This is a genomic window from Curtobacterium sp. P97 (assembly GCF_023712445.1).
GTDB lineage: Bacteria > Actinomycetota > Actinomycetes > Actinomycetales > Microbacteriaceae > Curtobacterium.
This window is the reverse complement of sequence record NZ_JAMAYF010000010.1, coordinates 53,756-79,239: the sequence shown is the minus strand read 5'-3', so window position 1 is coordinate 79,239 and position 25,484 is coordinate 53,756. Positions and strand designations below refer to the sequence as shown.

Below are 25,484 nucleotides of genomic sequence, written 5' to 3'. Positions count from 1 at the left end.
TCGCGGATCCGTCGCGGGAGCGGCCGTCAGGACGCGTCGACGAACGCGGCCACGTCGGCGAGCTCCTCGGCGGACACCGCGTGCGGCAGGCCGACGTACGTCCGGTCGGTCACGTCCGTGTGCGTCGCGGCCCACGCCTGCGTCCGCGCGGTGGCCTCGGCCGGGATCACCGGGTCGAGGTCGCCGTGTCCCAGGAAGACCCGGGGACGGACGGCCGCGACCGCCTCGTCGCGGGAGTCGGTCACCCCGGGCACCACGAACCCGGACAACGACACCGCGAAGGCGAACGCGGCCGGTCGGGCACGCAGGAGCTGCAGCGCCATCGACCCGCCCTGCGAGAACCCGAGCAGACCGATGCGCGGGTGGTCGGCGGACACGGCGTCGATCCAGTCGAGGACACCGGCGACCGCGGCGTCGACCGGCTCGAGCGCGGGGGACCCCGGCGTGCCGAGCGGGTACCAGGAGAACCCGGGACCCCACGGCATCGGTGCGCGGAGCGATGCGACGGTCCAGACGGACGGCAGCGCGGGCGCGAGCCCGAGCAGGTCGCGCTCGTGCGACCCCACCCCGTGCATGGCCACGAGCAGGGGCGTGCCCGCGCGTTGCCCGGTCGGACGGGTCCACTGCACGATGTCCGCATCGATCACGGGGACCACGCTAGCCGTCCACGGCGACCGCGCCTCCCGCCGAACTCGCCGGGGCGACTGGTAGACACGGTGCATGGCCTCGCTGCGCACCCCCGACCCCGACTCCGGCTGGCTGTCCGACGAGGAGCTCGCCGACGTCCGTCGTCGACTGCCCATCTGCTACGTCGAGGCCCTGCCCGTCCGGACCGACGGGCTCGGTGTCGTGACCGAGGTCGGCGTGCTGCTCCGTGTCGCCCCGAGCGGCTCGATCGCGCGCACGCTCGTCTCCGGCCGCGTGATGTTCGGCGAGTCGATCCGCACGGCGCTCTTCCGGCACCTCGAGAAGGACCTCGGTCCGATGGCGTTCCCGCAGCTCCCCGCGAGCCCCACGCCCTTCACGGTGGCCGAGTACTTCCCGCTCCCCGGCGCCTCGGTGTTCACCGACGAGCGGCAGCACGCGATCTCCCTCGCGTACGTCGTCCCGGTCACCGGCACCTGCGAGCCCCGGCAGGACGCCCTCGAGCTCACGTGGATGAGCCCGATGGAGGCAGCCTCCGACGCCGTCGCCGAGGAGATGGAGGGCGGCCGCGGCGCACTCCTGCGCGCCGGCCTCGCCTCGGTCGGCGCCCTGCACTAGCGGCACCCGCGCCCGCGGCGATGCCGACCTGCTCCGAACCACGGAAGCGACATCGAACCACCGGCACGGTCTGGTTCCACGTCGTTTCCGTGGTTCGATCCGCCCGCGACCGAACCGACACGGTGCCCGCACACGACGAAGCCCCCGGAACCATGCGGTTCCGGGGGCTTCGCAGCTCGGTCGTGGACCGGCTTCAGTGCTTCTCGTCGCGGAGGGAGTCCGCAACGCCGTGCGCTGCGCCCTTGACGTCGTCGACACCCTGCTTGGCCGACGCCTTGGCCTGGTCGGTCTGACCCTCGGCCTTCAGCTTGTCGTTGCCGGTCAGGTTGCCAACGCCCTCCTTGACCTTGCCGACGAGCTTCTCGCCGGTGTGGTTCTCTTCGCTGCCAGCCATACGGTCTCCTTCCAACGACGGACGATTCCCCGTCGGCCACTCGCGCGGCCGTCGGTGAAGGAGAACCTACGCGCGGGGACACCCGGTGCTCCCACCGGGCGTCCAGGTTCCGGACACCGTCGCTCCGGCCGAGCGGACCGCTCAGTGGCGGTCGGCAGCCCCCGCCGGACGCGATGCGCGACGCGAGCCGCCGCGGCGACGACCGCCGCCGGACTCACCCGCACCGGAACGACCCGCTGCGTAGCCGCCCTCGGACGACCACACCGGGGCGGACCCGCTACGGACGACGTCACTCGACGCCCGACGGCTCCCGCCCGAACGACGCTGCCCACCGGCGGCCGCACCGCCCGACGCTGCAGCACCCGAGCCCGAGCCGTTGCCGCGACCGGCACCACCGGCGCGCCCGGTACCACCAGCGGAGGCCGGAGCCCCCGCGGTGACCGGACGACCACCGCGACCACCGGCGGCGCGACCCGAGCCGCGACCGGTCGAGGCGGTCTCGGGAGCCTGCGTCGAGCCTCCCGACCGGCCGCCGCGACCACGGCGACGACCGCCGCCCGCGGACTCGGCGAGACCCGTCTCGGTCGCACGCGGCTGCCGCTGGCGCTGCTGCTGTGCGGGCTGCTCCGGAGCGAGGTGGCGGATCGGCGCGACCTCGCCGACGAGCGACGCGACGGCCGGCGAGGTCGCGGTGACCTGCTGCGGGGTGATCTTGATCGCGGCGGCACGCATCATCTGTGCGACGTCGCGGCGCTCGGCCGGAAGCGTCACGGTGACGACGTCACCCGAGGACCCGGCACGCGCGGTGCGGCCCGAACGGTGCAGGTACGCCTTGTGCTCGGTCGGCGGGTCGACGTGCACGACGAGCTCCACGTGGTCGACGTGCACACCACGGGCGGCGACGTCGGTGGCGACGAGCACGAGGGCCTCGCCGGAGGAGAACTTCGCGAGGTTCCGCTCACGCGCACCCTGCGACAGGTTGCCCTGCAGGTCGACGGCCGGGATGCCCTGGCTCGTGAGCTGCTTCGCCAGGCGCTTCGCGTGGTGCTTGGTGCGCATGAAGAGGATGCGGCGGCCGGTGCCCGAGGCGAGCGCGCGGACGAGGTCCTTCTTCGCGTCGGCGTCGGCGACCTCGAACAGGTGGTGGGTCATCGCCTCGACCGGGCTGGTCTCGTCGTCGACCGAGTGCATCACCGGGCTGTGCAGGAACTTCTTGACGAGCTTGTCCACGCCGTTGTCGAGCGTGGCCGAGAACAGCAGGCGCTGCCCCTGCTCCGGGGTCGCCTGCATGATCTTCGTCACGCCGGGCAGGAAGCCCATGTCGGCCATGTGGTCGGCCTCGTCGAGGACGGTGACCTCGATGTCGCCGAGGCTCACGTGCCCCTGCTGCATGAGGTCGGCGAGGCGGCCCGGGCAGGCGACGACCACGTCGACACCGGCGCGGAGCGCGTCGACCTGACGGCCCTGGCCCACGCCGCCGAAGATCGTCGTCGTGTTGAGGCCCATCGACTTCGCGAGCGGGGCGAGGGTCGCGTCGATCTGCGTCGCGAGCTCACGGGTCGGGGCGAGCACGAGCGCACGGGGGCGGCCGGCGCGGCGCGGGCGACGGCTCGCGGCCAGACGGGCGGCCAGGGGGATCGCGAAGGCGATCGTCTTGCCGGAGCCGGTGCGCCCGCGGCCGAGCACGTCCTTGCCCTGCAGGGAGTCGGGGAGGGTGTCGGCCTGGATCGGGAACGCGGTCTCCTTGCCCTGCTGGGCGAGGGACTGGACCATCGGCGCGGGGACGCCGAGGTCGGAGAAACGGATGTCCTGGTTGGTCATGGTGACCTTTCGGGCCGGCTCGTGCCGGCCGTGGGCGCGCTGGCATGTGGCGCGCGGGCGGGAACCCCGCGTCAGCAGAGGCTGACGCGGTCGCCGCAGCAGAGAGCCTGGCACCGGGATGTCGGTGCGCGATCATCGACCGGATGAGGGTCGGGAGTCGGGGGCGTCCGTACGACGCACGAGGCGATCGGCGCCTCGAGTACCACCAGCATAGCGGGTGCTCGTCGAACGAGCCGGGGCCGTTCGCGTCGGGCGTGCGATGTGGCGTGCGACGGGGCGTGCGATGATCCCGTGGTGCGCACGCGATCCGTCCTCCTGACCACCGCGATCGCGCTGGTCGCCGTCCTCGGCAGCGCAGGCTGTGCCGAGGCCGCGACACCCGCCGGGTCGACGGCCTCCTCGTACCGGAACCTGCCGACCTCCGGGCGCCCCGACTACCAGCTCGGCGGTGGGTACACGCCGCCGTCCGGGGTGACGATCGTCGAGCGGGACAGCACCGACCGCCCGGCCGCCGGGAAGTACTCCATCTGCTACGTCAACGGCTTCCAGACCCAGCCGGGAGCGCTCGCCGGGTGGGAGCGCCGGGCGCCGTCGGCACTGCTGCGCGACGGTTCCGGCGAGCTCGTGGCCGACCCGGGCTGGCCGGACGAGGTGCTCCTCGACACCCGGACCGCCGCGAAGCGCGCCGCGATCACGAAGGAGCTCACGAAGTCGGTCGCGCGGTGCGCCGACCGCGGGTTCGCCGCCGTCGAGTTCGACAACCTCGACTCTTGGACACGGTCGGGGAAGCGACTGACCCGCGCGGGGAACCTCGCGCTGGCGGCGACGCTCGTGCGGCTCGGGCACGACCGCGGTCTGGCCGTCGGGCAGAAGAACACGCCGCAGCTCGGGAAGGCCGGGCGGCAGTCGACGGGCTTCGACTTCGTCGTCGCCGAGGAGTGCGTGCAGTACGACGAGTGCTCGGCCTACACGGCCGCGTACGGGAAGCGCGTGGTCGACGTCGAGTACGCGGACACGCTCGACCGCTCGTGGGCGTCGGTGTGCCGCCTGCGCGACCGCCCGGCCATGACGATCCTGCGGGACCGCGACCTGGTCACCCCGGCGTCGGACGAGTACGTCTTCGAGCACTGCTGAGGACCCCGTCCGGTCCCGTCCCGCCCGGCGCGACGCAACGTCGGCGGCAGTGCGCAGGAGCACAGCGCTGCGAGACCTCGCCGACGTTGCGTGTCGCGGAGGGCGCGCACGGCGGTCGGCCGGGAGGCACGGTGTGCCTTCCGCCCCGCGCGTCGCGGACGGCGGGCGGTCGCCTCAGGCGGGCCAGGCGTCGCGCAGTGCCGCTGCGGCCTGGTCGGCGGACAACCCGGCCGCTCGCGCGGCGGCGGCCAGGGCGTGCGCTGCCCCGGCGACGGCGTCGGGCACCTCGGCCGGCCGCACCACCCGCGTGCCGGCGCCCCGGGCGGTGTGCACGAGCCCGGCCTCCTCGAGCAGCTGGTAGGCCTTCGCGACCGTGCCCGCGGCGAGGGAGAGCTCCTCGGCCAGGGCCCGCACGCTCGGCAGGCGCTCCCCGTCCACCAGGTACCCGGCGGCGATCTGCGCCGCGATCTGCGAACGGACCTGCTCGAAGGGCGGCACCCGACCGCCCGCGTCGAGTGCCACGAGTCCCGTCATGCGATCCACCCTTGCGTCCTGTCCGTGTGCTCGTGCGTGCGTCGTGTCAGAAGTCGTACTGCTCGCCGACCGGGATCGGCACGGCGACGGTGTTGCCCGGGGGCGCGAGGGGGCACGCCCACGCCGGGTCGTACGCGCACGAGGGGTTGTACGCGAAGTTGAAGTCGAGGACGAGCTCGCCGTCGTCGCCGCCGAGGTCCGCACCCTTGATCGTGTCGAGCAGGTACCGCCCACCGCCGTAGGTGCCGCGGGCACGACCGGCGCTGGCGTCCTTCACGGGCACGAAGACCCCGCCCGCGTAGCCGCCGTGCGACCAGACGTCGAGCGTGCCGATGCCCGGCAGCCGCACGACACCGAGCCGGTCGAAGTGCACGACGCCGTCGGTGCCCGTCTCGACGTCCATCGCACGGGGCTCGGCGGACTCGATGCGCGCGCGGAACCGCCACTCGGGGTCGTAGTCGGGCACGGGCAGCGCCTCGAAGTCGCGGGCGTCCTCGTCGAGCAGCGGACTGGCCGGGTGCTCGGCGAACATCGCGTCGCGGGTCTCGCGCCACATCGCGTGCGCGGTCTCGGGGTCGGCCGTCGCCCGCACCCGTCGGTACAGGTCGAACGTCATCCGCCGCCAGTCCACGGTGGCGAGGGTGCTGTGCACGCGGTCCTGGGCCCTCGGCTCCTGCGTCTGGCTCACGAGGACGAGCGTACGCCCGGGTGCTCCGGACCCGCCAGCGACGGGCCGGGGCTGTGGACGGTCCCCTGCGGGTGCTCCCGTGACGGCCCTGGCACACTGGTCGGACAGCGACCGACGAGGGGACGGGCGACGTGACCAGGGGAACGACAACCAGACGGACCGCCGCCGCGCGGACCACGGCGGGACGGGCGGCACCACGCGTGCACCGCTCGATCGCCCCGATCGTGGCGGGTCTGACCCTCGTCGCGGTCCTGAGCGGGTGCACGGTGTCCGCCTCCGCGAACCGGACGGTGTCGCCGTCGGGGTTCGAGGACGTGGTGGCCGACGCACTCGAACGCGAGGTCGGTCAGCGTCCGCTGGTCGACTGCGGTACGGACCCGATCGACCTGGTCGAGGGGAACACCGTGCACTGCGAGATCGGTGCCGAGGGTGACACGACCGTGTACGACTCCGTCGTCGAGGTGCGTGACGTCGACGGCACGGACTACGCCGTCCACGTGCAGGTGGACGAGCAGCCGAAGTCCTGACGGACGTCGCGCGTCAGTGCCCGGGACGGCCCCACGACGGGGCGAGCTGCCGCATCCGGAGCGCACGCCACTGCCAGATGACCCACATGCCCGGCCAGAGTGCGGCCCCGAGGAGCGCGGGGCGCATCCGGTAGGTGAGCCGGTCGAGCAGCAGGGTCCGCCCGTCACCGAGGTCGACGGTGGCCATCCGGTGCCGCATGGTCATCCGCCCGAAGAGTCCCGAGGTGCCACCTCCGTTGTCGCGTTGCACCGGCACCCCGTCGACCTCGTACAGGTCGATGTCGACGTGCGTGTCGCCGCTCGGCACGACCCCGAGGGCGTCGGCGGTGATCGGGTGCGGGACGCCGGGGGTCCAGCGCTCCGGGAGTCCCTCCGGTGACCGCGAGCGGTAGACGAGGAACGGCTTCGTGACGGCGACCATCACCGAGGGCGACAGCAGGGCGTCGCGGACGGCGTCGACCGGGGCGTCGAGGACGATGCGGAGACCGACGTGCATGCTGCGGACGCTACGCCGTGGCGCTGGGCGGGCGACGTCCCCGCGGGGGACGGTGCACCCGTGCGTCCGACGGGTCAGGCGTGCCGGGCGGCCCGACGCCGTGCGCCCTCGGCACGGTCCCGCGTGCGCAGGCGCTCGGTGAGCGACAGGCGCACGGTCGGCCACTCGGTGGCGGTGATCGAGAAGACCACGGTGTCGCGCAGCGTGCCGTCCCGGCCGATCGAGTGGCTGCGCAGGACGCCGTCCTGCTTCGCGCCGAGCGAGGCGATCGCCGCCCGCGACTGCTGGTTGTGCCAGTGCGTCCGGAACTCGACGGCGATGCAGTCCCAGGTGTCGAACGCGTGCGAGAGCAGGAGCAGCTTCGCCTCGGTGTTGATCCCGCTCCGCTGTGCCGCCCGCGCCAGGAAGGTGTAGCCGATCTCGACGCGACGGTTGGCGGTGTCGATGTTCGCGAAGGTGGTCGCCCCGACGACGCGACCGGTCGGGCGGTCACGGATCGCGAAGGGCACCATCCGCCCAGCCGCGTGCTCGCCGAGCCGCCGGTCGATCTCGGCCTCGACCCGGTCGGGGGCAGGCACCGAGGTGTACCAGGTGCGCCAGAGGTCGCCGTCCGCCACCGCCGCCCGCAGGTCGTCCGCGTGCTCGGCCGCCAGGGGCTCGAGGGTGACGCGGTCGCCGGTCAGCGTGGGGACGGTGGCGATCTCCATGGTCACCGATCCTACGGTCGCGGCACCGGCAGCGGGGTCGAGCGGGCACAGGCTGTGGACCGGGCTCCTGTGGGGACGGACAGGGACCGACGGGGACGGACCGGGACGGACGGGGACGGCCCGCGGCTATCGTGGACCGGTGGCAGCACGCACCCAGGAGCAGTACCAGGTCCGGTTCGCGTGGGGGAGCGCCGGTGCCGACCGGATCGCGCACGGCACGCACCTCGTGGTGTGGGTGGACGTCCTGCCGGAACCGTCCGGGGGCGGGGCCGACCCCGCGGCACGGGCGCGGGCCGCGGCAGCCCTGCTGCCCGACGGTCCGGAGGTCGTGCTCGGCCACCTCGGCAACGCGGCGGCGGTCGCGGAACGGGTGACGAGCCTCCAGGCCGAGCGCGGGGACCGGTGCGTCGTCGCGGTCGTCGCCGCGGGCCGCACCACCAACTCCGGCGTCACCGTCGCGGACGCCGCCGGGGAGCCGACGGACGGCGCGGAGACGCCGGAGCCCGCGGTCGAGGACCTGCTCGCCGCCGGGGCCGTCGTCGACGCCCTCGTCACGGTCGGCATCGACCACACCTCGCCCGAGGCGGCCACCGCCTGCGCCGCGTACACGGGACTCCGTCGCGCGGTGCGGCACCTCGTGAGCGCCGCGGAGGGTGCGGCGGACCTGGACCGGGAGACGGTGCACGCGGCGCTCGCCGCGGGGCCCGAGCTCGTCGTCCTGCGGGAATCCGGCACCCGGGCGTAGCGTTCCCGATCGGGACCGGCGTCGCCAGGACGCCGCTGATCGCAAGGAGCACGTCATGAAGGCAGTCGTCGGCGACACCGTGATCGCGGAGGCTCCGCAGGAGGACCTCATCCAGATCGAGGGGAACTGGTACTTCCCGCCGTCGAGCGTGGCGCCGGAGTTCTTCTCGGAGAGCGACACCCAGTACCACTGCCCGTGGAAGGGCGACACGCAGTACTACACCGTCACGGTCGACGGTCAGGCGCTGCCGGACCGCGCCTGGACCTACCCCACGCCGATCCCGTCGTCGTTCGACCGGGTCGGCAAGGACTACTCGGGCTACTACGCCTTCTGGAAGGAAGTCCGCGTCGTCGACTGACGCGGGGACGACCCGGTCGTCGCCGTCCGGCGGGTTCAGCCGGCCAGCGTCAGCACCACGAGCGCCACGTTGAGGGCGACGATCACCAGCGCGATGACGCCCGCGACCACGCGGGTGGTCATCGCGTTGACGTCGGCGCCCATGATGCTCCGCCGTGACGTGTAGACCACGAGCGGCACGATCGCGAAGGCGATGCCGAAGCTCAGCACCACCTGGCTGAGCACGAGGAGCATCGTCGGGTCCGCGCCGACGGCCAGGAGCACCACGGCGGGCAGCAGCGTGACGAGCCGGCGCACCGCGACCGGGATGCGGACGTGCAGCAGCCCGTGCATGATCTCCGCGCCGGCCATGCAGCCCACCGAGGTCGACGCCAGACCGGACGCGAGCAGGCCGACCGCGAACAGCACGCCCACCACGGGGCCGACGTTCGCCGCGATCGCGGCCTGCGCACCGGGGATGGTGTCGGTGCCCGCGACCCCGGGCAGCGTGGCGGCGGCGAGCACGAGCATGCAGACGTTGACGCCGCCCGCGACGACGAGGGCCAGCCCGACGTCCCACCGCGTCGCGACGAGCACCCGGCGGCGCTCCGGCCCGGCGGGGACGTCGCCGTGCCGGTCCCGTGCCAGGGCGGAGTGCAGGTAGACCGCGTGCGGCATCACCGTCGCACCGAGCATCGAGGCGGCGAGGAGCACCGACTGCGCGCCCTCGAACCGGGGGACCAGGCCGCTGACGAGCTCGCCGGGGGAGACCTGCGCGGACAGCAGGCCCGCGCAGAAGCCGACGGTCAGGACCGCGAGCATCGTCGTCACCACGGCCTCGAACGTGCGGGTGCCCCGGCGGCTGTGCAGGAGCAGGATCGCCATCGAGACCACGCCGGTGAGCACACCGCCGACGACGAGCGGCAGGCCGAACAGCAGGTGCAGCGCGAGCGCCCCGCCGATGACCTCGGCGACGTCGGTCGCAGCGGCGACGACCTCGGCCTGGGCCCAGAAGAGCAGGCGCGGGGTGCGACGCATCCGCAGGCCCAGGTGTTCCGGCAGCGACCTCCCGGTGACGACCCCGAGCTTGGCCGACAGGTACTGGACCACGACGGCACTGGCATTCGCGGCCACGAGCACCCAGAGCAGCAGGTACCCGTACTGTGCACCGGCGGTCAGGTTCGCCGCGACGTTGCCCGGGTCGACGTAGGCGATCGCGGCGACGAAGGCGGGCCCGAGCAGCGTGAGGCCGGCGGCACGGCGACGCGGCCGACCGGGACCGCGTCGGGGGCCGGGTCCGTCGGTGCCGTCGTCGAGACGTCCGGAGGGGGCACGGCGGGCGGCGGCGGTGTCGGACATGCCGACAGCTTGCCAGGTTTCGGCGGACCGAATCCTCAGATTCGGCGTGTCACGAGTCGTCCGGGCAGGGCGCCCTAGGCGGCCGCGCGTCGCGCCCGGTGCGCGCGGACCTTCGCGCGGTTGCCGCACCGCTGCATCGAGCACCACCGGCGGGTGCCGCCACGCGACGAGTCGTAGAAGACGAGCCCGCAGTCGTCCGCCGAGCACCGGCTGAGGCGGGTCGCCTGTCCGTCCGCGGCGACGTCGTCGAAGCCGACCTCGGTGAAGAGCGCCACCGCGTCGCGGGCCACGCTCGACAGCGCCTGGGCCAGACGGACCCGGTTCGCACCCGCGCGGCGTCGGCCCCCGGGCAGGCTCGGGGGCACGTCCGGCAGCGCCGCGAACAGGTTCACCGTGTCGATGTCGTCCGGTGCCGGCCGGGTCCGTCCGGTACCGGCGCGGAGCCCGGCGGCGACCGCGGTCCGTTCGGCGGGGCCCGACGAGCCGACGGGGGCCGGGGCAGCGGCGACCGCCAGTCGTCCGATCGCGGCGCGGAGGGCTCGGGCGTCCTGCAGCTCCCGCGCCGTCGCGCCGACGTCGATCGGCTCGGTGTGGTCGCCGAGCCACTCGTCCAGGTCGGCCGGCGTCACGAGGAGCTCACCGAGCCGGGCGCGGGGGCGACGGCCGCCGGCATCGTCGGCGAACCCACCGGTGTGGGCGAAGTCCAGGGCGATCCGGCCGGCGTCGAAGAACCACGACGACCCGCTGTCCGTCCGGATGTGCTGCCCCGTGTGCATCCGCCCAGGCTAACGGCTCCCCGGCGCGCCTCCACGTGCCGGATCGATCATGCGGTAGCCGCGCGCCGCTCCCAGGTGATGAGGTTCCGGCCGTCGAAGCGTCGCGCGCACCGGGCGCAGGCCAGGGGGCGCGTCGGTGTCCGGTAGCGGAAGTGCTCGTGGCCCGCCGGACAGGTGCCGACCCACGGCGCGAGCTCCGACGCGACGGGCCCGTCGTACAGGCGGGAGCCGGTGTACCCGATGTCCGCCGCGGTGCGTCGCCAGACGGGACCGTGACCGGCACGGGGACCGGCGAGCGCGTGCGCGACCTCGTGCAGCAGGACCTGGTCCACGTCGTCGTCCGACACCCGGGTGACGATGTGCCGGCTCACCGTGATGCGTCGGCGGCCGAAGTCGCACTGCCCCGCGCGGGTCCTGGCGTGGTCGAACGCGAACGTCCACCCGCCCGGGCCGAGGTGCACCGCCAGCAGGTGCTCGGCTCGTGCACGGACCCGCTCGAGCGTCGCCGCGGGCTGCGTCGCCGCTGCGGGCTGCGTCGTCACCGTGCGCCGGGGTCCCGCAGGTCGTCGGTGGGCTCGTCGCGCGGCGCCTGACCCTTCTGCGCCGCCTTCGCCGCGATCCGGCCCCAGATGTCGTCGGCGTCGGTGCGTGCGGCGTCGGGTGCTCCGAGCACACGGCGACGGACCGGCGGGACCTGCTTCACCGGTTCGGCGACGCGGGTCGTCTGCGGCTCGTCGTCCTCGGCACGGCGCGCGGCGACCTCGCGGGCGGTGCGGGGCTTGTCCTCGGGGGCCTTCGGCTGCGCCACCGAGGCGCGGAGTGCGGCCTCGACCGCGGTGCGGAGTGCCTCGGTGCGCTCCGCCGGAGCCCCTGCCTGCCGGAAGGCCTGGTAGGCACGCGAGAGCGCCGACCGGGCCTCGTCGAACCGTGACAGCTCGAACAGCGACCAGCCCTCGAGCTCGGCGGCGGCGCCCTCGAGCTCCGGCCACTCCTCGGTCCGGGCGGTGTCGCGCGCCATCGCGGCCTCGGTCGCGGCGCGCTCGTGGCGTCCCAGGTCGTGCAGCACGTGCGCACGACGGATGCGCGCGGCGACCTTGTCCGACCGCTCACCGGTGAACATCGTCAACCGGAAGACCTCCTCCGCGACGACGAGCGACTCGTCGAGCCGGCCGAGCAGGCGGAGGAGCTCGGCCCGCTCCGCCAGGGCCTCGGTGCTCCGGCTCTGCCCGAGGTCGCGCAGCCGCTGCTGCACGGCGTCGGCGTCGACGGCCGGCCGCAGGCTGATCGGCGCGAAGGTGCTCCCCGGGCTCACACCCGCGGTGACCGGGGCGGAGTCGCCCGGCGCGGCGTGACGGGGTTCCCGAGCGCGGTCGGGTTGCTGGCTGTCGTCAGGCGGGAGGGACATCGGTTCGAGGGTAACCGCGGGCTCCCGTGAGCGGGCGGTGCCACGCGCACGGGGGGTCCGAGAACGCGGACCGGTCCGGGACGCGGAACGGCCCGCCCCGCTGCAGCGGGACGGGCCGTCGGTGGCACTCGTGGATCAGTTGCCGCCGGTGACCGCGGCAGCCGCGGCGATGCTGACCGCGATGAACGTCGCGAAGGTGGCGACGACGGCGAGGATGATCGCGAGGACACCCCAGACGCGACCCCGGCCCGCGACCGCCGCGATGATGCCCTGCACCAGGGCCCACAGGCCGAGGACGGCTGCGATGAGGATGATGATCGCCCCGCCGCCGAGCTGGCTCATCGCGGACGGGTCGTTCATGAGCTGCTGCTGCAGCTGTTCCTGCTGCTGCACCGATCCGCCGCCGTCGCGTGCGATCTGCTCGAGTGCGGCGTTGCCCGCGAACGCGGCGCCCAGCACGGCACCGCCGACGACGCCGAGCACGAGCGACAGGACCCCGAGCGCGAACGCCACGAGGCCGACGGTCTTCTTCTTCTTCGCCGGCTTCGTCTCCTCGGAGGACTGCCACGCCGGGCTGCCTGCACTCGCCGGCGCCGAGGACGCCGCGTAGGGCTGGTGCGACCCCTGGTGCTCGCCCCACGTCGGGGACTCGTGACGGCCGTCGCGCTGGTCGTACCGACCGTGCTGGTCGTGCCCGCCGTGCTGCGGCTGGCCGTACTGCTGCTGTCCGTGCTGGTCGCGCTCGCCGTACTGCTGCTGCCCGTACTGGTCGCGCTCGCCGTACTGCTGCTGCCCGTACTGCTGCTGGCCCTGGTGCTGCTCGCCGTACTGCGGCGCCGATCCCGGTGCCGGGTCCACGCGCTCGCCGTAGCGGGGTGCGTCGTGCTGGTCGCGCTGGTCGCGCTGCGGCGCACTGCCCCAGACCGGCGCGTCGCCGTCGCCCGTCCGGTCCTCGTTGCTCCGGTCGTCGTTCGTCATCAGGGGACTCCCTCGGTCGGTCGCGCGGTCGCGCGGTCGTTGTCCCCCATCCTGGCAGCCGGATGCCCGACGTGTTCAGGGGGACTCGGCGCTCCTGTACCCGTCCCACGGCCGGGAGGCCCGGCACCGGACCGGCACCGGGCCTCCCGTCCGGCGTGTGGTCGGGACGCGACCGCGGGCTCAGCCGCCGAAGACGCTGCGGTTCGGTTCGGGGGACGCGACCGCGGTCGCGTCGGTGACGATGGGCGCGCCCGCCGTGAAGGCACGGAGCTCCTGCCCGTGCACCACCTTCGCCGGCATCGGGTCGGACGAGTAGCGCCGGGGCATGTCCGCCACGGGGAGGTCGGTCCGCGACCCGAGCAGCACGATGTTGCCGAACCGCCGCCCCTTGAGCATGCCGGTGTCGGCGACGGCCGCGACCGACGGCAGGACGGCCTGCAGCGTCGATGCCTGCCCGCGTGCGAAGGCCAGGCCGGCCCCGTCCGCGACGTTCACGGCGACGATCCCGGTGGGCGAGAGGAACTCGGCGACGGAGCGGTAGAACTCGACGCTCGTCACGTGCGCGGGGATCTGCGAGCCGCCGAACACGTCGACGACCGCCAGGTCCACCGTGCCGCGGAGGCCGGCCGGCAGCTTGCCGAGCACCTCGCGGGCGTCGCCGTAGCGGACCCGGATCGAGGCGCCGCGGGGGAACGGGAGCACCTCGCGCACGTGCTCGACGAGGTCCCGCTCCAGCTCCACGACCTGCTGCCGTGAGCCCGGGCGGGTGACGGCGACGTACCGGGGCAGGGTCAGTGCACCCGCACCGAGGTGCAGCGCCGTGATCGGTCCCTCCGGCAGGAGGTCGATCGCGTGTCCGATGCGCCGGATGTACTCGAACGCCAGGTGCGTGGGGTCCTCGAGGTCGACGTGCGACTGCGGCGTGCCGTCCACCACGAGCGTGAAGGACCCGGGGCGGTGCCGGTCCGGCTCCACCGACGCCCAGCCCGCATCGATCCTGAACCCGTCGAACGCATCAGCCATGCCTCCCATGGAACACCACCGCGGAGCCTCCGCTCTCCGCACGACCAGCCGACGTCAAGGGACACGACGTACCGTTCTCGTCGTCGTCACCCGACCGGTGTCGAGCACCGTGCGGCCGAGGCCGTGGTGTTCCGCCGGTCCGGGTGACCGCGACGTGGACCGGCACGACCCCGCGCGACCCCCACCGCGCCCGGGTGCCCCGAACGTCGTCGGCGCGCCCCGCACCCCCCACCAGAGGCACGCCGCCCTCCCGCGTGCGACGGCGCACGGCACCACGCGTGCGCCGTCCGACGACCCGGGCGCCCGCGGCAGGAACACGACTCCCGCAGGAGACCCGCGATGACCGACACCCTGAGCATCCCCACCCTCCGTCCCGCCCGGCGCCCCGCCGGCGTGCCACGCAGCCGGACCGGCTCCGCCGCGGCGGACGGTCGCCGGTCCGCCCGGCTGCACCGCGCCTCCCGGCCGGTGGCCGTCGACGGTGAGCGCGCTCCCCGGTGGATGCGTGTGGTCGGCGCCGTGCTGCTGCTCGGCGGGGGCGCGCTGACGGCGGCCGTCCTCGGTTGGCCGGGGGACGCACCGGAGGTCGCGCTGCTGCTGCCGGGCGTGGTCGCACTCGTGGCCGGTGCCCTGCTGCTGCTCGCCCGGACCGGCATCGCGGTGACCGACGCCGCCGTCGTCCTGCACTTCCGGCCGCTGCCGACGCGGCGGATCGCGCGGGGACGCATCGCCGACGTGACGGTGGCCGACGCGGACGCGCGCACCTTCGGCGGGGTGGGCCTGCGGCTCGGTCGCGGGGTGCGGGCGCTCATCCTCACGCCGGGCCGCGGCGTGCGGATCACGGACGACCGGGGGCGGGTGACCTTCGTCCGGACCGAGCACCCGGAGGAGCTGCTGCACGCGCTCGAGGACTGATCCGGGCCGCGCTGCGGGAATCCCGGGGCGGTCGGTGTGCTCGTACACGCCATCGCGGGGGCGGTCCGCGTGCTTGTACACGCCGTCGCGGGGGCGGTCGGTGTGCTTATACACGCCATCGCCGAATCCGGTCAAGCCAGGACTGGACAGCGCGCGCCAGGGCGACCTATGATGACAGTTCGCGCTCCCTGGCATTCGTGTGTCGTCATATTGCGGTCGAACACGCGCCCTGGTGCAGCCGGTCCCGTATATGGCGGCGGGACCCGCTCACCGATCATCCCACAGGTCCTCGACGGTCGTTGCCGTCGTGCGTTCCGTGTCGGTGGTCCCGGGGTCGCGCCGAGCGATCAATCCACTCACCTACGTGCTGCTCGTCAGTACCGGCCCGACGGGGCCTACCGGAGGTCACACCCTTGGCTGCTGCGCCCAACGCATCCACCAACCCCAAGAACGGTCGCAACCACTCGCGACTCTCGTTCGCCAAGATCACGGACACCCTCACGGTGCCGGATCTGCTCGCCCTCCAGACGGAGAGCTTCGACTGGCTCGTCGGCAACGACGTCTGGAAGGCCCGCCTCGCCGAAGGACAGGAGCAGGGTCGCACCGACCTCGCGCTGCACTCCGGCCTCGAGGAGATCTTCGAGGAGATCTCCCCGATCGAGGACCTCGGCGAGACCATGCAGCTCTCGTTCACGTCCCCGGAGCTCGAGGACCCGAAGTACTCCATCGACGAGTGCAAGGAGCGTGGCAAGACCTACGCCGCGCCGCTGTACGTCAACGCCGAGTTCATGAACCACATGACCGGTGAGATCAAGACGCAGACCGTCTTCATGGGCGACTTCCCGCTCATGACCGAGCGCGGCACGTTCATCATCAACGGCACCGAGCGCGTCGTCGTCTCGCAGCTCGTCCGCTCGCCGGGCGTCTACTTCGAGCGCCAGCAGGAGAAGACCTCCGACAAGGACATCTACTCCGCCCGCGTTATCCCGTCGCGTGGTGCGTGGCTCGAGTTCGAGATCGACAAGCGCGACCAGGTGGGCGTGCGCATCGACCGCAAGCGCAAGCAGTCCGTGACCGTCTTCCTCAAGGCCCTCGGCCTGACGAGCGAGGAGATCATGGAGGAGTTCCAGGGCTTCGCCTCGATCGAGTCGACCCTCGAGAAGGACGCCGTCCTCACCAAGGAAGAGGCGCTCAAGGACATCTACCGCAAGCTGCGTCCGGGCGAGCAGGTCGCCGCCGAGGCCGCGCGTGCGCTCCTCGACAACTTCTACTTCAACTCGAAGCGCTACGACCTCGCCAAGGTGGGTCGCTACAAGCTGAACCGCAAGCTCGGCATCGACGCGCAGCTCTCGGACTCGGTGCTGACCGTGCAGGACATCGTCCGCACCATCAAGTACCTCGTCTCGCTGCACGCCGAGAAGACGACGCTCGACGGTGTCCGTGACGGTGAGCCCGTCCAGCTCCGTCTCGACGTGGACGACATCGACCACTTCGGCAACCGTCGCATCCGCGCCGTCGGCGAGCTCATCCAGAACCAGGTCCGCACCGGTCTGTCCCGCATGGAGCGCGTCGTCCGCGAGCGCATGACCACGCAGGACATCGAGGCGATCACCCCGCAGACCCTGATCAACGTGCGACCCGTCGTCGCCGCGATCAAGGAGTTCTTCGGCACCTCGCAGCTGTCGCAGTTCATGGACCAGAACAACCCGCTCGCGGGTCTGACGCACAAGCGTCGCCTGTCGGCCCTCGGCCCGGGTGGTCTGTCCCGTGAGCGTGCCGGCGTCGAGGTCCGCGACGTCCACCCGTCGCACTACGGCCGCATGTGCCCGATCGAGACCCCGGAAGGCCCGAACATCGGTCTGATCGGCTCGCTCGCGTCGTTCGGTCGGATCAACTCCTTCGGCTTCATCGAGACGCCGTACCGCCGCGTCGTGAACGGTCAGGTCACCACGACCATCGACTACCTCACGGCATCGGAGGAGGACGACTTCGTCGTCGCCCAGGCCAACGCGCCGCTGACCGACGACTTCCACTTCCAGGACGACAAGGTGCTCGTCCGGAAGAAGGGCGGCGAGGTCGAGCTCGTCGGCAAGGACGAGGTCGACTACATGGACGTCTCGCCGCGCCAGATGGTGTCGGTCGCGACCTCGCTCATCCCGTTCCTCGAGCACGATGACGCGAACCGCGCCCTCATGGGTGCGAACATGCAGCGTCAGGCCGTCCCGCTGCTCCGTTCCGAGTCGCCGCTCGTCGGCACCGGCATGGAGGGCTACACCGCCATCGACGCCGGTGACGTCGTCACCGCCGACAAGGCGGGTGTCGTCTCCGAAGTCTCGGCCGACGCCGTGACCCTGCAGCTCGACGAGGGCGGCACGCAGACCTACTACCTGCGCAAGTTCGACCGCTCGAACCAGGGCACGAGCTACAACCACCGCGTCATCGTCTCCGCAGGCGAGCGCGTGGAGCAGGGCGAGGTCATCGCCGACGGCCCCGCGACGGAGAACGGCGAGCTCGCGCTCGGCAAGAACCTCCTCGTCGCGTTCATGCCGTGGGAGGGCTACAACTACGAGGACGCGATGATCCTGTCGCAGAACCTCGTGAAGGACGACACGCTCTCCTCGATCCACATCGAGGAGTACGAGGTCGACGCTCGCGACACCAAGCTCGGCAAGGAGGAGATCACCCGCGACCTCCCGAACGTCAGCCCGGACCTCCTGGCCGACCTCGACGAGCGCGGCATCATCCGCATCGGCGCCGAGGTCCGCCCCGGCGACATCCTGGTCGGCAAGGTCACGCCGAAGGGCGAGACCGAGCTCTCCGCCGAGGAGCGCCTGCTCCGCGCGATCTTCAACGAGAAGTCGCGCGAGGTGCGCGACACCTCGCTGAAGGTGCCCCACGGTGAAGAGGGCACGATCATCGGCGTCAAGGTCTTCGACGCGCAGGACGGCGACGACGAGCTCGGCTCGGGTGTCAACCAGCGCGTGGTCGTCTACATCGCCCAGAAGCGCAAGATCACCGCGGGTGACAAGCTCGCCGGTCGTCACGGCAACAAGGGCGTCATCTCGACGATCCTGCCGGTCGAGGACATGCCGTTCCTCGCGGACGGCACCCCGGTCGACATCGTGCTCAACCCGCTCGGCGTTCCCGGCCGCATGAACTTCGGCCAGGTCCTCGAGATCCACCTCGGGTGGCTCGCGAAGCAGGGCTGGAACGTCGAGGGCATCCAGGAGTGGGCATCCGCCCTGCCGGAGGCAGCGCACAGCGCGGCGCCCGGCACGAAGGTGGCCACGCCGGTGTTCGACGGTGCGTACGAGCGCGAGATCGAGGGGCTCCTCGACAGCACGCTCCCGAACCGCGACGGCGAGCGCCTGATCGGTTCCTCCGGCAAGGCGCAGCTCTTCGACGGCCGCTCCGGCGAGCCGTTCCCGGAGCCCGTCTCGGTCGGCTACATGTACATCCTCAAGCTGCACCACCTGGTCGACGACAAGATCCACGCCCGTTCGACCGGTCCGTACTCGATGATCACGCAGCAGCCGCTGGGTGGTAAGGCGCAGTTCGGTGGACAGCGGTTCGGTGAGATGGAGGTGTGGGCGCTCGAAGCGTACGGCGCCGCCTACGCCCTCCAGGAGCTCCTGACGATCAAGTCCGACGACATCCTCGGCCGCGTGAAGGTCTACGAGGCGATCGTCAAGGGCGAGAACATCCAGGAACCCGGCATCCCCGAGTCGTTCAAGGTCCTCATGAAGGAGATGCAGTCGCTCTGCCTGAACGTCGAGGTCCTCTCGGCGGACGGCCAGGCGGTCAGCCTCCGCGACACGGACGACGAGGTCTTCCGTGCCGCTGAAGAGCTCGGCATCAACATCTCCTCGCGGTTCGAGTCGTCGTCCGTCGACGACATCTGAGCCGGCCCGTACCGAACACGTTTCGAACTCAGCAAGAGAGAAGAACATTGCTCGAAGCAACGTCATTTGACGCCATCCGGATCGGCCTCGCGACCGCCGAGGACATCCGTCAGTGGTCGTACGGCGAGGTCAAGAAGCCGGAGACCATCAACTACCGCACCCTGAAGCCCGAGAAGGACGGTCTGTTCGGCGAGCAGATCTTCGGTCCGTCCCGCGACTGGGAGTGCGCCTGCGGCAAGTACAAGCGTGTCCGCTTCAAGGGCATCGTCTGCGAGCGCTGCGGCGTCGAGGTCACCAAGTCCTCGGTCCGCCGTGAGCGCATGGGCCACATCGAGCTCGCCGCGCCCGTCACGCACATCTGGTACTTCAAGGGCGTCCCGTCGCGCCTCGGGTACCTCCTCGACATGGCGCCGAAGGACCTCGAGAAGGTCATCTACTTCGCGGCGTACATGATCATCGACATCGATGAAGAGGGCCGTCACGCCGACATGCCCGGTCTCGAGAACGAGATGCGCCTCGAGATCAAGAACCTCGAGGGTCAGCGCGACTCGATCATCGCCGACCGCCTCAAGAAGCTCGAGGACGACCTCGCAGCGCTCGAGGAAGAGGGCGCCAAGGCCGACGTGAAGCGCCGGACCAAGGACACCGCCGAGAAGGAGATGTCCCAGGTCCGCAAGTCCTTCGACGAGGACATCACCCGCCTCGAGCGCGTGTGGGAGGACTTCCGCAACCTCAAGGTCGGCGACCTCAAGCCCGAGGACGCCGTGTTCCACGAGCTGCAGGACCGCTTCGGGATCTACTTCGACGCCTACATGGGCGCCGAGGCGATCAAGCTGCGGCTCGAGGCCTTCGACCTGGCCGCCGAGGCCGAGTCGCTGCGTCTGCAGATCGCCGAGGGCAAGGGTCAGAAGAAGATCCGCGCGATCAAGCGCCTGCGCGTCGTCAGCTCCTTCCTCGCCACCGGCAACTCGCCGGCCGCGATGGTGCTCGACGTCGTGCCGGTCATCCCGCCGGAGCTGCGCCCGATGGTGCAGCTCGACGGTGGCCGCTTCGCCACGTCGGACCTCAACGACCTCTACCGTCGTGTGATCAACCGCAACAACCGTCTCCGCCGCCTGCTCGACCTCGGTGCCCCCGAGATCATCGTGAACAACGAGAAGCGCATGCTGCAGGAAGCGGTCGACGCGCTGTTCGACAACGGTCGTCGTGGTCGTCCCGTCACGGGTACCGGCAACCGCGCCCTGAAGTCCCTGAGCGACATGCTCAAGGGAAAGCAGGGTCGCTTCCGCCAGAACCTGCTCGGCAAGCGCGTCGACTACTCGGGTCGTTCGGTCATCATCGTCGGCCCGCAGCTCAAGCTGCACCAGTGCGGTCTGCCGAAGCAGATGGCGCTCGAGCTGTTCAAGCCGTTCGTCATCAAGCGCCTCATCGACCTGTCGCACGCGCAGAACATCAAGTCGGCCAAGCGCATGGTCGAGCGTTCGCGTCCGCAGGTGTGGGACGTGCTCGAGGAGATCATCCGCGAGCGCCCCGTCCTGCTGAACCGTGCGCCGACGCTGCACCGTCTGGGCATCCAGGCGTTCGAGCCGCAGCTCGTCGAGGGCAAGGCCATCCAGCTCCACCCGCTCGTGTGTGCTGCGTTCAACGCGGACTTCGACGGTGACCAGATGGCCGTGCACCTGCCGCTGTCGGTCGAGGCCCAGGCCGAGGCCCGCATCCTGATGCTCGCCTCGAACAACATCCTCAAGCCGTCGGACGGCCGTCCGGTGACCCTGCCCGCACAGGACATGATCATCGGTCTGCACCACCTGACGACCGTCCGTGAGGGCGCGCTCGGCGAGGGCCGTGCGTTCTCGTCGGTCGCCGAGGCGATCCTGGCCAAGGACCAGAACACGCTGCACCTCAACGCGATGGTGAAGATCCGCATGTCGGGTGTCCACTTCGCCGAGGGCGAGGCGCCGGAGGGCTACGAGGTCGGTCAGCCGATCCTCCTCGAGACCACCCTGGGCCGTGCGCTCTTCAACGAGACGCTGCCGGCGGACTACCCGTTCGTCCAGCGCGTCACCGACAAGGGCACCCTCTCCGCGATCGTCAACGACCTCGCCGAGCGCTACTCCAAGACCGAGACGGCCGCTGCGCTGGACCGGATCAAGGACGCGGGCTTCTACTGGGGCACGCGCTCCGGTGTGACCGTGGCGCTGTCGGACGTCGTGACGCCTCCTCGCAAGAAGGAGATCATCGCGGGCTACGAGGTCCAGGCCGCCAAGGTCCAGGGCGAGTTCGACAAGGGTCTGATCACCGACGCGGAGCGCCGCGCCGACCTGATCAAGATCTGGACCGAGGCCACGAACGAGATCGCGCAGGAGATGCGCGACAACTTCCCGGTCGACAACACCATCAACCGCATGGTCTCGTCGGGTGCTCGTGGTAACTGGCTGCAGGTGCGCAACATCGCCGGTATGCGTGGTCTGGTGAACAACCCGAAGGGTGAGATCATCGCCCGCCCGATCATCAACTCGTACCGCGAGGGCCTGACCGTGGCGGAGTACTTCATCGCCACGCACGGTGCCCGCAAGGGTCTGGCGGACACGGCTCTCCGTACCGCCGACTCGGGCTACCTGACCCGTCGTCTCGTCGACGTGTCGCAGGACGTCATCATCCGTGAGGACGACTGCGGGACGACCCGTGGCCTCGAGCTGCCGATCGCGACCGTGGGTGCCGACGGCGCCCTCGTCCGCGACCCGCGCGTCGAGAACACCGTCTACTCGCGCACGCTGGCCACCGAGGCAGCGGACGCGAAGGGCACGGTCGTCGCCGAGGCCGGTTCGGACGTCGGTGACGTCCTGCTGGACACGCTGCTCGAGGCGGGTGTCGAGAGCATCAAGGTGCGCTCGGTCCTGACCTGTGAGTCGGCCGTCGGTGTCTGCGCGAAGTGCTACGGCCGTTCGCTCGCCACGGGCAACCTCGTCGACATCGGCGAGGCGGTCGGCATCATCGCCGCCCAGTCCATCGGTGAGCCCGGTACCCAGCTGACGATGCGTACCTTCCACACGGGTGGTTCGGCCTCGGCCGACGACATCACGCAGGGTCTGCCCCGCGTGACCGAGCTCTTCGAGGCCCGCACCCCGAAGGGCGCGTCCCCGATCGCCGAGGCCCCCGGCCGCGTCACGATCGAGGACACGGACAAGGGTCGTCGGATCATCCTCACGCCGGACAACGGCGACGAGCCGTTCATCTACCCGGTGCTCAAGCGTGCGACCCTCCTCATCGAGGACGGCCAGCACGTCGAGCTCGGCGAGCAGTTCATCGCCGGCACGGTGGACCCGAAGGAGGTCCTCCGGGTCAAGGGTGTGCGCGAGGTCCAGAAGCACCTCGTCAACGGTGTGCAGGACGTGTACGGCTCGCAGGGCGTGCCGATCCACGACAAGCACATCGAGGTCATCGTCCGCCAGATGCTCCGCAAGGTCACCGTCGTCGACCACGGCGACACCGACCTGCTGCCGGGTGAGCTCGTCGACCGGTCGCGCTACAACGCGCTGAACCGTGCGGCGCTGCAGGAGGGTCGCAAGACCGCCTCGGCTCGCCAGGAGGTCATGGGCATCACGAAGGCGTCCCTCGCGACCGAGTCGTGGCTGTCCGCCGCGTCCTTCCAGGAGACCACCCGCGTCCTCACGCAGGCGGCCATGGAGGGCAAGCAGGACCACCTCGTCGGCCTCAAGGAGAACGTCATCATCGGTAAGCTCATCCCCGCCGGGACGGGCCTCAGCCGGTACCGTGACGTGGACGTCGCCGCGACCGAGGAAGCCAAGGCGGAGCGGTACCCCAACCGCATCTTCGCCGACGACTCCTCGTTCTCGGACGCCGACCTGAGCTTCGTCGACTTCGACAGCTTCTCGTCGGACGACTTCACGCCCGGGACCTACAACTGAGCCTGAGCTGAACCCGGAAGGCCCCCGCATCCTCGGATGCGGGGGCCTTCCTCGTTGCCGGCGCGTGGCCGGTCAGCGGCGTGCTGCCGGCCTGGAGGCTCGTGACGGGCCCGCCACGCGCCTCCAGGCCGGCGCGCAGTCGCGTCTCAGGCCGTGCGGCCCTTCTCGTCGACCAACGAGTACAGGCTGAGGACGTTGCCGTCGGGGTCGCGGACGTCGAACCAGTCGACGGCACCGTCGACGCACTCGACCGGGCCGACGTCGATGCCGAGCGACCCGATGCGGGCGTGCTGGGACCGGACGTCGTCGACACCGAACCGGACGGTCGCCGGACGCCGTTCGGCGTCCGCGTCGAGGTACAGCTGCAGCCAGATGCCGCCGATCTCGTACTCGACGACGCCGTCCTCGGGCTCCAGGTCGGGGTCCGCACGCTGGAACACGGCGCCGTACCAGAGGCAGGACGCCTCGATGTCGGAGACGGGGAGGCCCACGGTCACGCTCGTGATGTCCATGGCTCATCATGGCCCGGGGCGGCGCCGCACGTCGAGGACTTCGTCGTGGGGCGGTGCGGGCGGCGGCCGCGCGTGGACCCCGTCGCGTCCGTTCCTGCACAGCCCGGGGTCTCGACCGAGTGCTCCACCGATCGCCGGACCGCCCACCCCGCGAGCACGCTCGCGACGGAGCATCGACCCGTGTCGATCATCGTCCGGACCACCCAGTACCGGCGGGTACCCCTGCACTGGGGACACCCGCCACCCCGTCGCCCCCTCGTTGTGGGACTGCGGTCGCCGCGCACCGCGGCAATAGCGTGGACGGGCGCCGCACCGCTGCGGGACGCATCCCCACGACCCGGTCTCGACCCGAAGGAGGCTCCGGGACACATGGCCACGCTCTCCGAGATCCTCATCCTCAACGGCGCACTGCCGATCGAACACCTCGACTCGATGACGGGGGACGAAGCGATCGACGAGCGCTCGATCCGCACCCTGGTCGACCAGGGCGTGGTGAGCGAGGCGCAGTACATCACCGCGCGTGCGGCCTCGAACAACGCGCACACCGTCCCGCTGACCGACTACCCGGTCGACGGCACGGCGGTGTCGATGCTGCCCGCGGCGCTCTGCCGTCGGCACGGTGTGCTCGGTGTCGGGTTCGAGGGCGAGACGCTCGTGCTGGCGATGGTGAACCCCTCGAACGTGCTCGCGATCGACGACGCCCGCACCGCCTCCGGTCGCTCGATCAAGCCGCTGCAGGTCGACGAGCGCGACCTGGTGAGCGCCCTCGACCGGTACCTGCGCGCCGACGACGAGCTCAACGACCTGACCTCGTCGTTCGAGGACCAGTCGGCCGCCCCGACCCAGCAGCAGGTGGACCTGACCGACGGCGCGCTCGACGACGTGCCGATCGTCCGCTTCGTGAACCTGCTCGTGTCGCAGGCCATCCAGGACCACGCGTCCGACATCCACATCGAGCCGGGCGAGCACGAGGTCCGGGTGCGCTACCGCATCGACGGCGTGCTGCACGAGATGGCCCCGGCGCCGAAGAACATCCAGAACGGTGTGATCAGCCGGCTCAAGATCATGAGCGACATCGACATCGCCGAGCGTCGGAAGCCGCAGGACGGCCGCATGTCGGTGCGCCACGGCGGTCGGCAGATCGACCTGCGTGTGGCGACGCTGCCGACCGTGTGGGGCGAGAAGGTCGTCATGCGGATCCTCGACAACACGAACACGTCGCTGACGCTCAAGGACCTCAACCTGCTCGAGCAGAACTTCCAGGCGTACCAGCGGTCCTACTCGAAGCCGTACGGCATGATCCTGGTCACCGGCCCCACCGGTTCGGGCAAGTCGACCACGCTGTACACGACGCTGAACGCCGTCGCGAAGCCCGAGATCAACGTCATCACGGTCGAGGACCCGGTCGAGTACCGGATGGCGGGCATCAACCAGGTGCAGGTGAACCCGAAGGCCGGCCTGACGTTCGCGTCCGCGCTGCGCTCGATCCTGCGCTCCGACCCCGACGTGGTGCTCCTCGGCGAGATCCGTGACCACGAGACGGCGCAGATCGCGATCGAGGCGTCGCTCACCGGTCACCTGGTGCTCTCGACGCTGCACACCAACGATGCACCGTCGGCCGTCACCCGTCTGACCGAGATGGACATCGAGCCCTTCCTGGTCGGCTCCGCACTCGATTCGGTGGTCGCCCAGCGTCTGGCCCGCCGGCTCTGCGACCGGTGCAAGGCCCCGGCGGTGTACGAGGCCGAGCAGCTGCACGCGCTCGGGTTCCTCGACCGTGCGGACGTGGCCGTGCCGGAGTTCTTCGCGCCGATCGGCTGCGCCGTCTGCTCGAACACCGGCTACCGCGGCCGGATCGCCCTGCACGAGGTCATGACCGTCACCGAGGAGATCGAGCGGCTGGCCGTCGCGCGGGCCTCGAGCGCCGAGATCAGCCGCGTCGCCCAGCAGCAGGGCATGCTCACCCTCCGACAGGACGGGTGGGAGAAGGTCAAGCTCGGCATGACCAGCGTCGACGAGATCCTGCGCGTGGTCGCGTAG

At 71.5% G+C, this 25,484-nt stretch carries 23 protein-coding genes; 9 read left to right on the top strand and 14 right to left on the bottom strand.

Features of this window, described 5'->3' with window-relative positions; translation table 11 throughout:
- Positions 1-26: 26 nt before the first annotated feature.
- The gene (locus M3677_RS12015) at positions 27-647 is read right to left on the bottom strand and encodes an alpha/beta hydrolase (protein WP_235426398.1); all 621 of its coding nucleotides are present in this window, start codon (positions 645-647) and stop codon (positions 27-29) included.
- 73 nt (positions 648-720) lie between these two features.
- Here M3677_RS12015 and M3677_RS12010 point away from each other — a divergent pair, with 73 nt between their 5' ends.
- Positions 721-1,263: an NUDIX hydrolase family protein gene (locus M3677_RS12010; RefSeq protein ID WP_066657112.1), complete on the top strand. Its 543-nt coding sequence runs from the start codon at positions 721-723 to the stop codon at positions 1,261-1,263.
- Between the two features lie 193 nt (positions 1,264-1,456).
- Here the strand turns inward: M3677_RS12010 and M3677_RS12005 are convergent, their stop codons facing one another.
- Complete coding sequence (locus M3677_RS12005; protein WP_066657109.1) at positions 1,457-1,657, bottom strand: CsbD family protein; 201 nt, start codon at positions 1,655-1,657, stop codon at positions 1,457-1,459.
- Between the two features lie 141 nt (positions 1,658-1,798).
- Positions 1,799-3,478 (bottom strand): DEAD/DEAH box helicase, encoded by a 1,680-nt coding sequence (locus M3677_RS12000; protein WP_251160654.1) that lies wholly within the window; start codon positions 3,476-3,478, stop codon positions 1,799-1,801.
- A 294-nt stretch (positions 3,479-3,772) separates the two neighbouring features.
- Here M3677_RS12000 and M3677_RS11995 point away from each other — a divergent pair, with 294 nt between their 5' ends.
- Complete coding sequence (locus M3677_RS11995) at positions 3,773-4,612, top strand: endo alpha-1,4 polygalactosaminidase (protein ID WP_066658794.1); 840 nt, start codon at positions 3,773-3,775, stop codon at positions 4,610-4,612.
- A gap of 174 nt (positions 4,613-4,786) precedes the next feature.
- Here M3677_RS11995 and M3677_RS11990 read toward each other — a convergent pair whose 3' ends face one another.
- Both M3677_RS11990 and M3677_RS11985 read right to left on the bottom strand, forming a co-directional pair.
- Complete coding sequence (locus M3677_RS11990; RefSeq protein WP_066657105.1) at positions 4,787-5,146, bottom strand: GntR family transcriptional regulator; 360 nt, start codon at positions 5,144-5,146, stop codon at positions 4,787-4,789.
- A gap of 46 nt (positions 5,147-5,192) precedes the next feature.
- Positions 5,193-5,762 (bottom strand): DUF1684 domain-containing protein, encoded by a 570-nt coding sequence (locus tag M3677_RS11985; RefSeq protein WP_066658792.1) that lies wholly within the window; start codon positions 5,760-5,762, stop codon positions 5,193-5,195.
- Positions 5,763-6,034: 272 nt separating this feature from the next.
- Here M3677_RS11985 and M3677_RS11980 point away from each other — a divergent pair, with 272 nt between their 5' ends.
- The gene (locus M3677_RS11980) at positions 6,035-6,361 is read left to right on the top strand and encodes a hypothetical protein (protein ID WP_251155185.1); all 327 of its coding nucleotides are present in this window, start codon (positions 6,035-6,037) and stop codon (positions 6,359-6,361) included.
- Positions 6,362-6,374: 13 nt separating this feature from the next.
- Here M3677_RS11980 and M3677_RS11975 read toward each other — a convergent pair whose 3' ends face one another.
- Together M3677_RS11975 and M3677_RS11970 are read right to left on the bottom strand one after the other, a co-directional pair.
- Positions 6,375-6,857, bottom strand: coding sequence for a hypothetical protein (locus M3677_RS11975; protein WP_251160653.1), 483 nt, complete (start codon positions 6,855-6,857; stop codon positions 6,375-6,377).
- A 74-nt stretch (positions 6,858-6,931) separates the two neighbouring features.
- Positions 6,932-7,564: a GNAT family N-acetyltransferase gene (locus M3677_RS11970; protein ID WP_066657099.1), complete on the bottom strand. Its 633-nt coding sequence runs from the start codon at positions 7,562-7,564 to the stop codon at positions 6,932-6,934.
- A 139-nt stretch (positions 7,565-7,703) separates the two neighbouring features.
- On the opposite strand from M3677_RS11970, the gene M3677_RS11965 reads away from it, so the two are divergent.
- Together M3677_RS11965 and M3677_RS11960 are read left to right on the top strand one after the other, a co-directional pair.
- The gene (locus M3677_RS11965) at positions 7,704-8,309 is read left to right on the top strand and encodes a 2-phosphosulfolactate phosphatase (protein ID WP_251160652.1); all 606 of its coding nucleotides are present in this window, start codon (positions 7,704-7,706) and stop codon (positions 8,307-8,309) included.
- Positions 8,310-8,364: 55 nt separating this feature from the next.
- Positions 8,365-8,667 (top strand): DUF427 domain-containing protein, encoded by a 303-nt coding sequence (locus tag M3677_RS11960; RefSeq protein ID WP_066657097.1) that lies wholly within the window; start codon positions 8,365-8,367, stop codon positions 8,665-8,667.
- Between the two features lie 35 nt (positions 8,668-8,702).
- Here the strand turns inward: M3677_RS11960 and M3677_RS11955 are convergent, their stop codons facing one another.
- The 6 genes from M3677_RS11955 to M3677_RS11930 form a co-directional block, all read right to left on the bottom strand.
- Positions 8,703-10,004 (bottom strand): Nramp family divalent metal transporter, encoded by a 1,302-nt coding sequence (locus M3677_RS11955; protein ID WP_251160651.1) that lies wholly within the window; start codon positions 10,002-10,004, stop codon positions 8,703-8,705.
- 74 nt (positions 10,005-10,078) lie between these two features.
- Positions 10,079-10,780, bottom strand: coding sequence for a CGNR zinc finger domain-containing protein (locus tag M3677_RS11950; RefSeq protein WP_251160650.1), 702 nt, complete (start codon positions 10,778-10,780; stop codon positions 10,079-10,081).
- Between the two features lie 47 nt (positions 10,781-10,827).
- On the bottom strand, positions 10,828-11,322 hold the full coding sequence (locus tag M3677_RS11945) for a SprT-like domain-containing protein (RefSeq protein WP_066657095.1): 495 nt from the start codon (positions 11,320-11,322) through the stop codon (positions 10,828-10,830).
- Complete coding sequence (locus M3677_RS11940; protein WP_251160649.1) at positions 11,319-12,185, bottom strand: hypothetical protein; 867 nt, start codon at positions 12,183-12,185, stop codon at positions 11,319-11,321. The genes M3677_RS11945 and M3677_RS11940 overlap by 4 nt, the downstream gene beginning before the upstream one ends.
- A gap of 135 nt (positions 12,186-12,320) precedes the next feature.
- The gene (locus M3677_RS11935) at positions 12,321-13,163 is read right to left on the bottom strand and encodes a DUF4064 domain-containing protein (protein ID WP_251160648.1); all 843 of its coding nucleotides are present in this window, start codon (positions 13,161-13,163) and stop codon (positions 12,321-12,323) included.
- A 180-nt stretch (positions 13,164-13,343) separates the two neighbouring features.
- Positions 13,344-14,186 carry a spermidine synthase gene (locus tag M3677_RS11930; RefSeq protein ID WP_251160647.1) on the bottom strand — a complete coding sequence of 281 codons (843 nt, stop codon included), beginning with the start codon at positions 14,184-14,186 and terminating at the stop codon, positions 13,344-13,346.
- A 339-nt stretch (positions 14,187-14,525) separates the two neighbouring features.
- Here M3677_RS11930 and M3677_RS11925 point away from each other — a divergent pair, with 339 nt between their 5' ends.
- The 3 genes from M3677_RS11925 (at position 14,526) to M3677_RS11915 (ending at position 22,932) form a co-directional block, all read left to right on the top strand.
- Complete coding sequence (locus M3677_RS11925) at positions 14,526-15,101, top strand: hypothetical protein (protein ID WP_251160646.1); 576 nt, start codon at positions 14,526-14,528, stop codon at positions 15,099-15,101.
- 413 nt (positions 15,102-15,514) lie between these two features.
- Complete coding sequence (rpoB, locus tag M3677_RS11920) at positions 15,515-19,003, top strand: DNA-directed RNA polymerase subunit beta (RefSeq protein WP_066657077.1); 3,489 nt, start codon at positions 15,515-15,517, stop codon at positions 19,001-19,003.
- A gap of 47 nt (positions 19,004-19,050) precedes the next feature.
- Positions 19,051-22,932, top strand: coding sequence for a DNA-directed RNA polymerase subunit beta' (locus tag M3677_RS11915; RefSeq protein ID WP_066657075.1), 3,882 nt, complete (start codon positions 19,051-19,053; stop codon positions 22,930-22,932).
- A 146-nt stretch (positions 22,933-23,078) separates the two neighbouring features.
- Here M3677_RS11915 and M3677_RS11910 read toward each other — a convergent pair whose 3' ends face one another.
- The gene (locus tag M3677_RS11910; protein ID WP_058728464.1) at positions 23,079-23,444 is read right to left on the bottom strand and encodes a VOC family protein; all 366 of its coding nucleotides are present in this window, start codon (positions 23,442-23,444) and stop codon (positions 23,079-23,081) included.
- Positions 23,445-23,813: 369 nt separating this feature from the next.
- Between M3677_RS11910 and M3677_RS11905 the strand changes: the two genes are divergently transcribed.
- Positions 23,814-25,484 (top strand): GspE/PulE family protein, encoded by a 1,671-nt coding sequence (locus M3677_RS11905; protein ID WP_066657071.1) that lies wholly within the window; start codon positions 23,814-23,816, stop codon positions 25,482-25,484.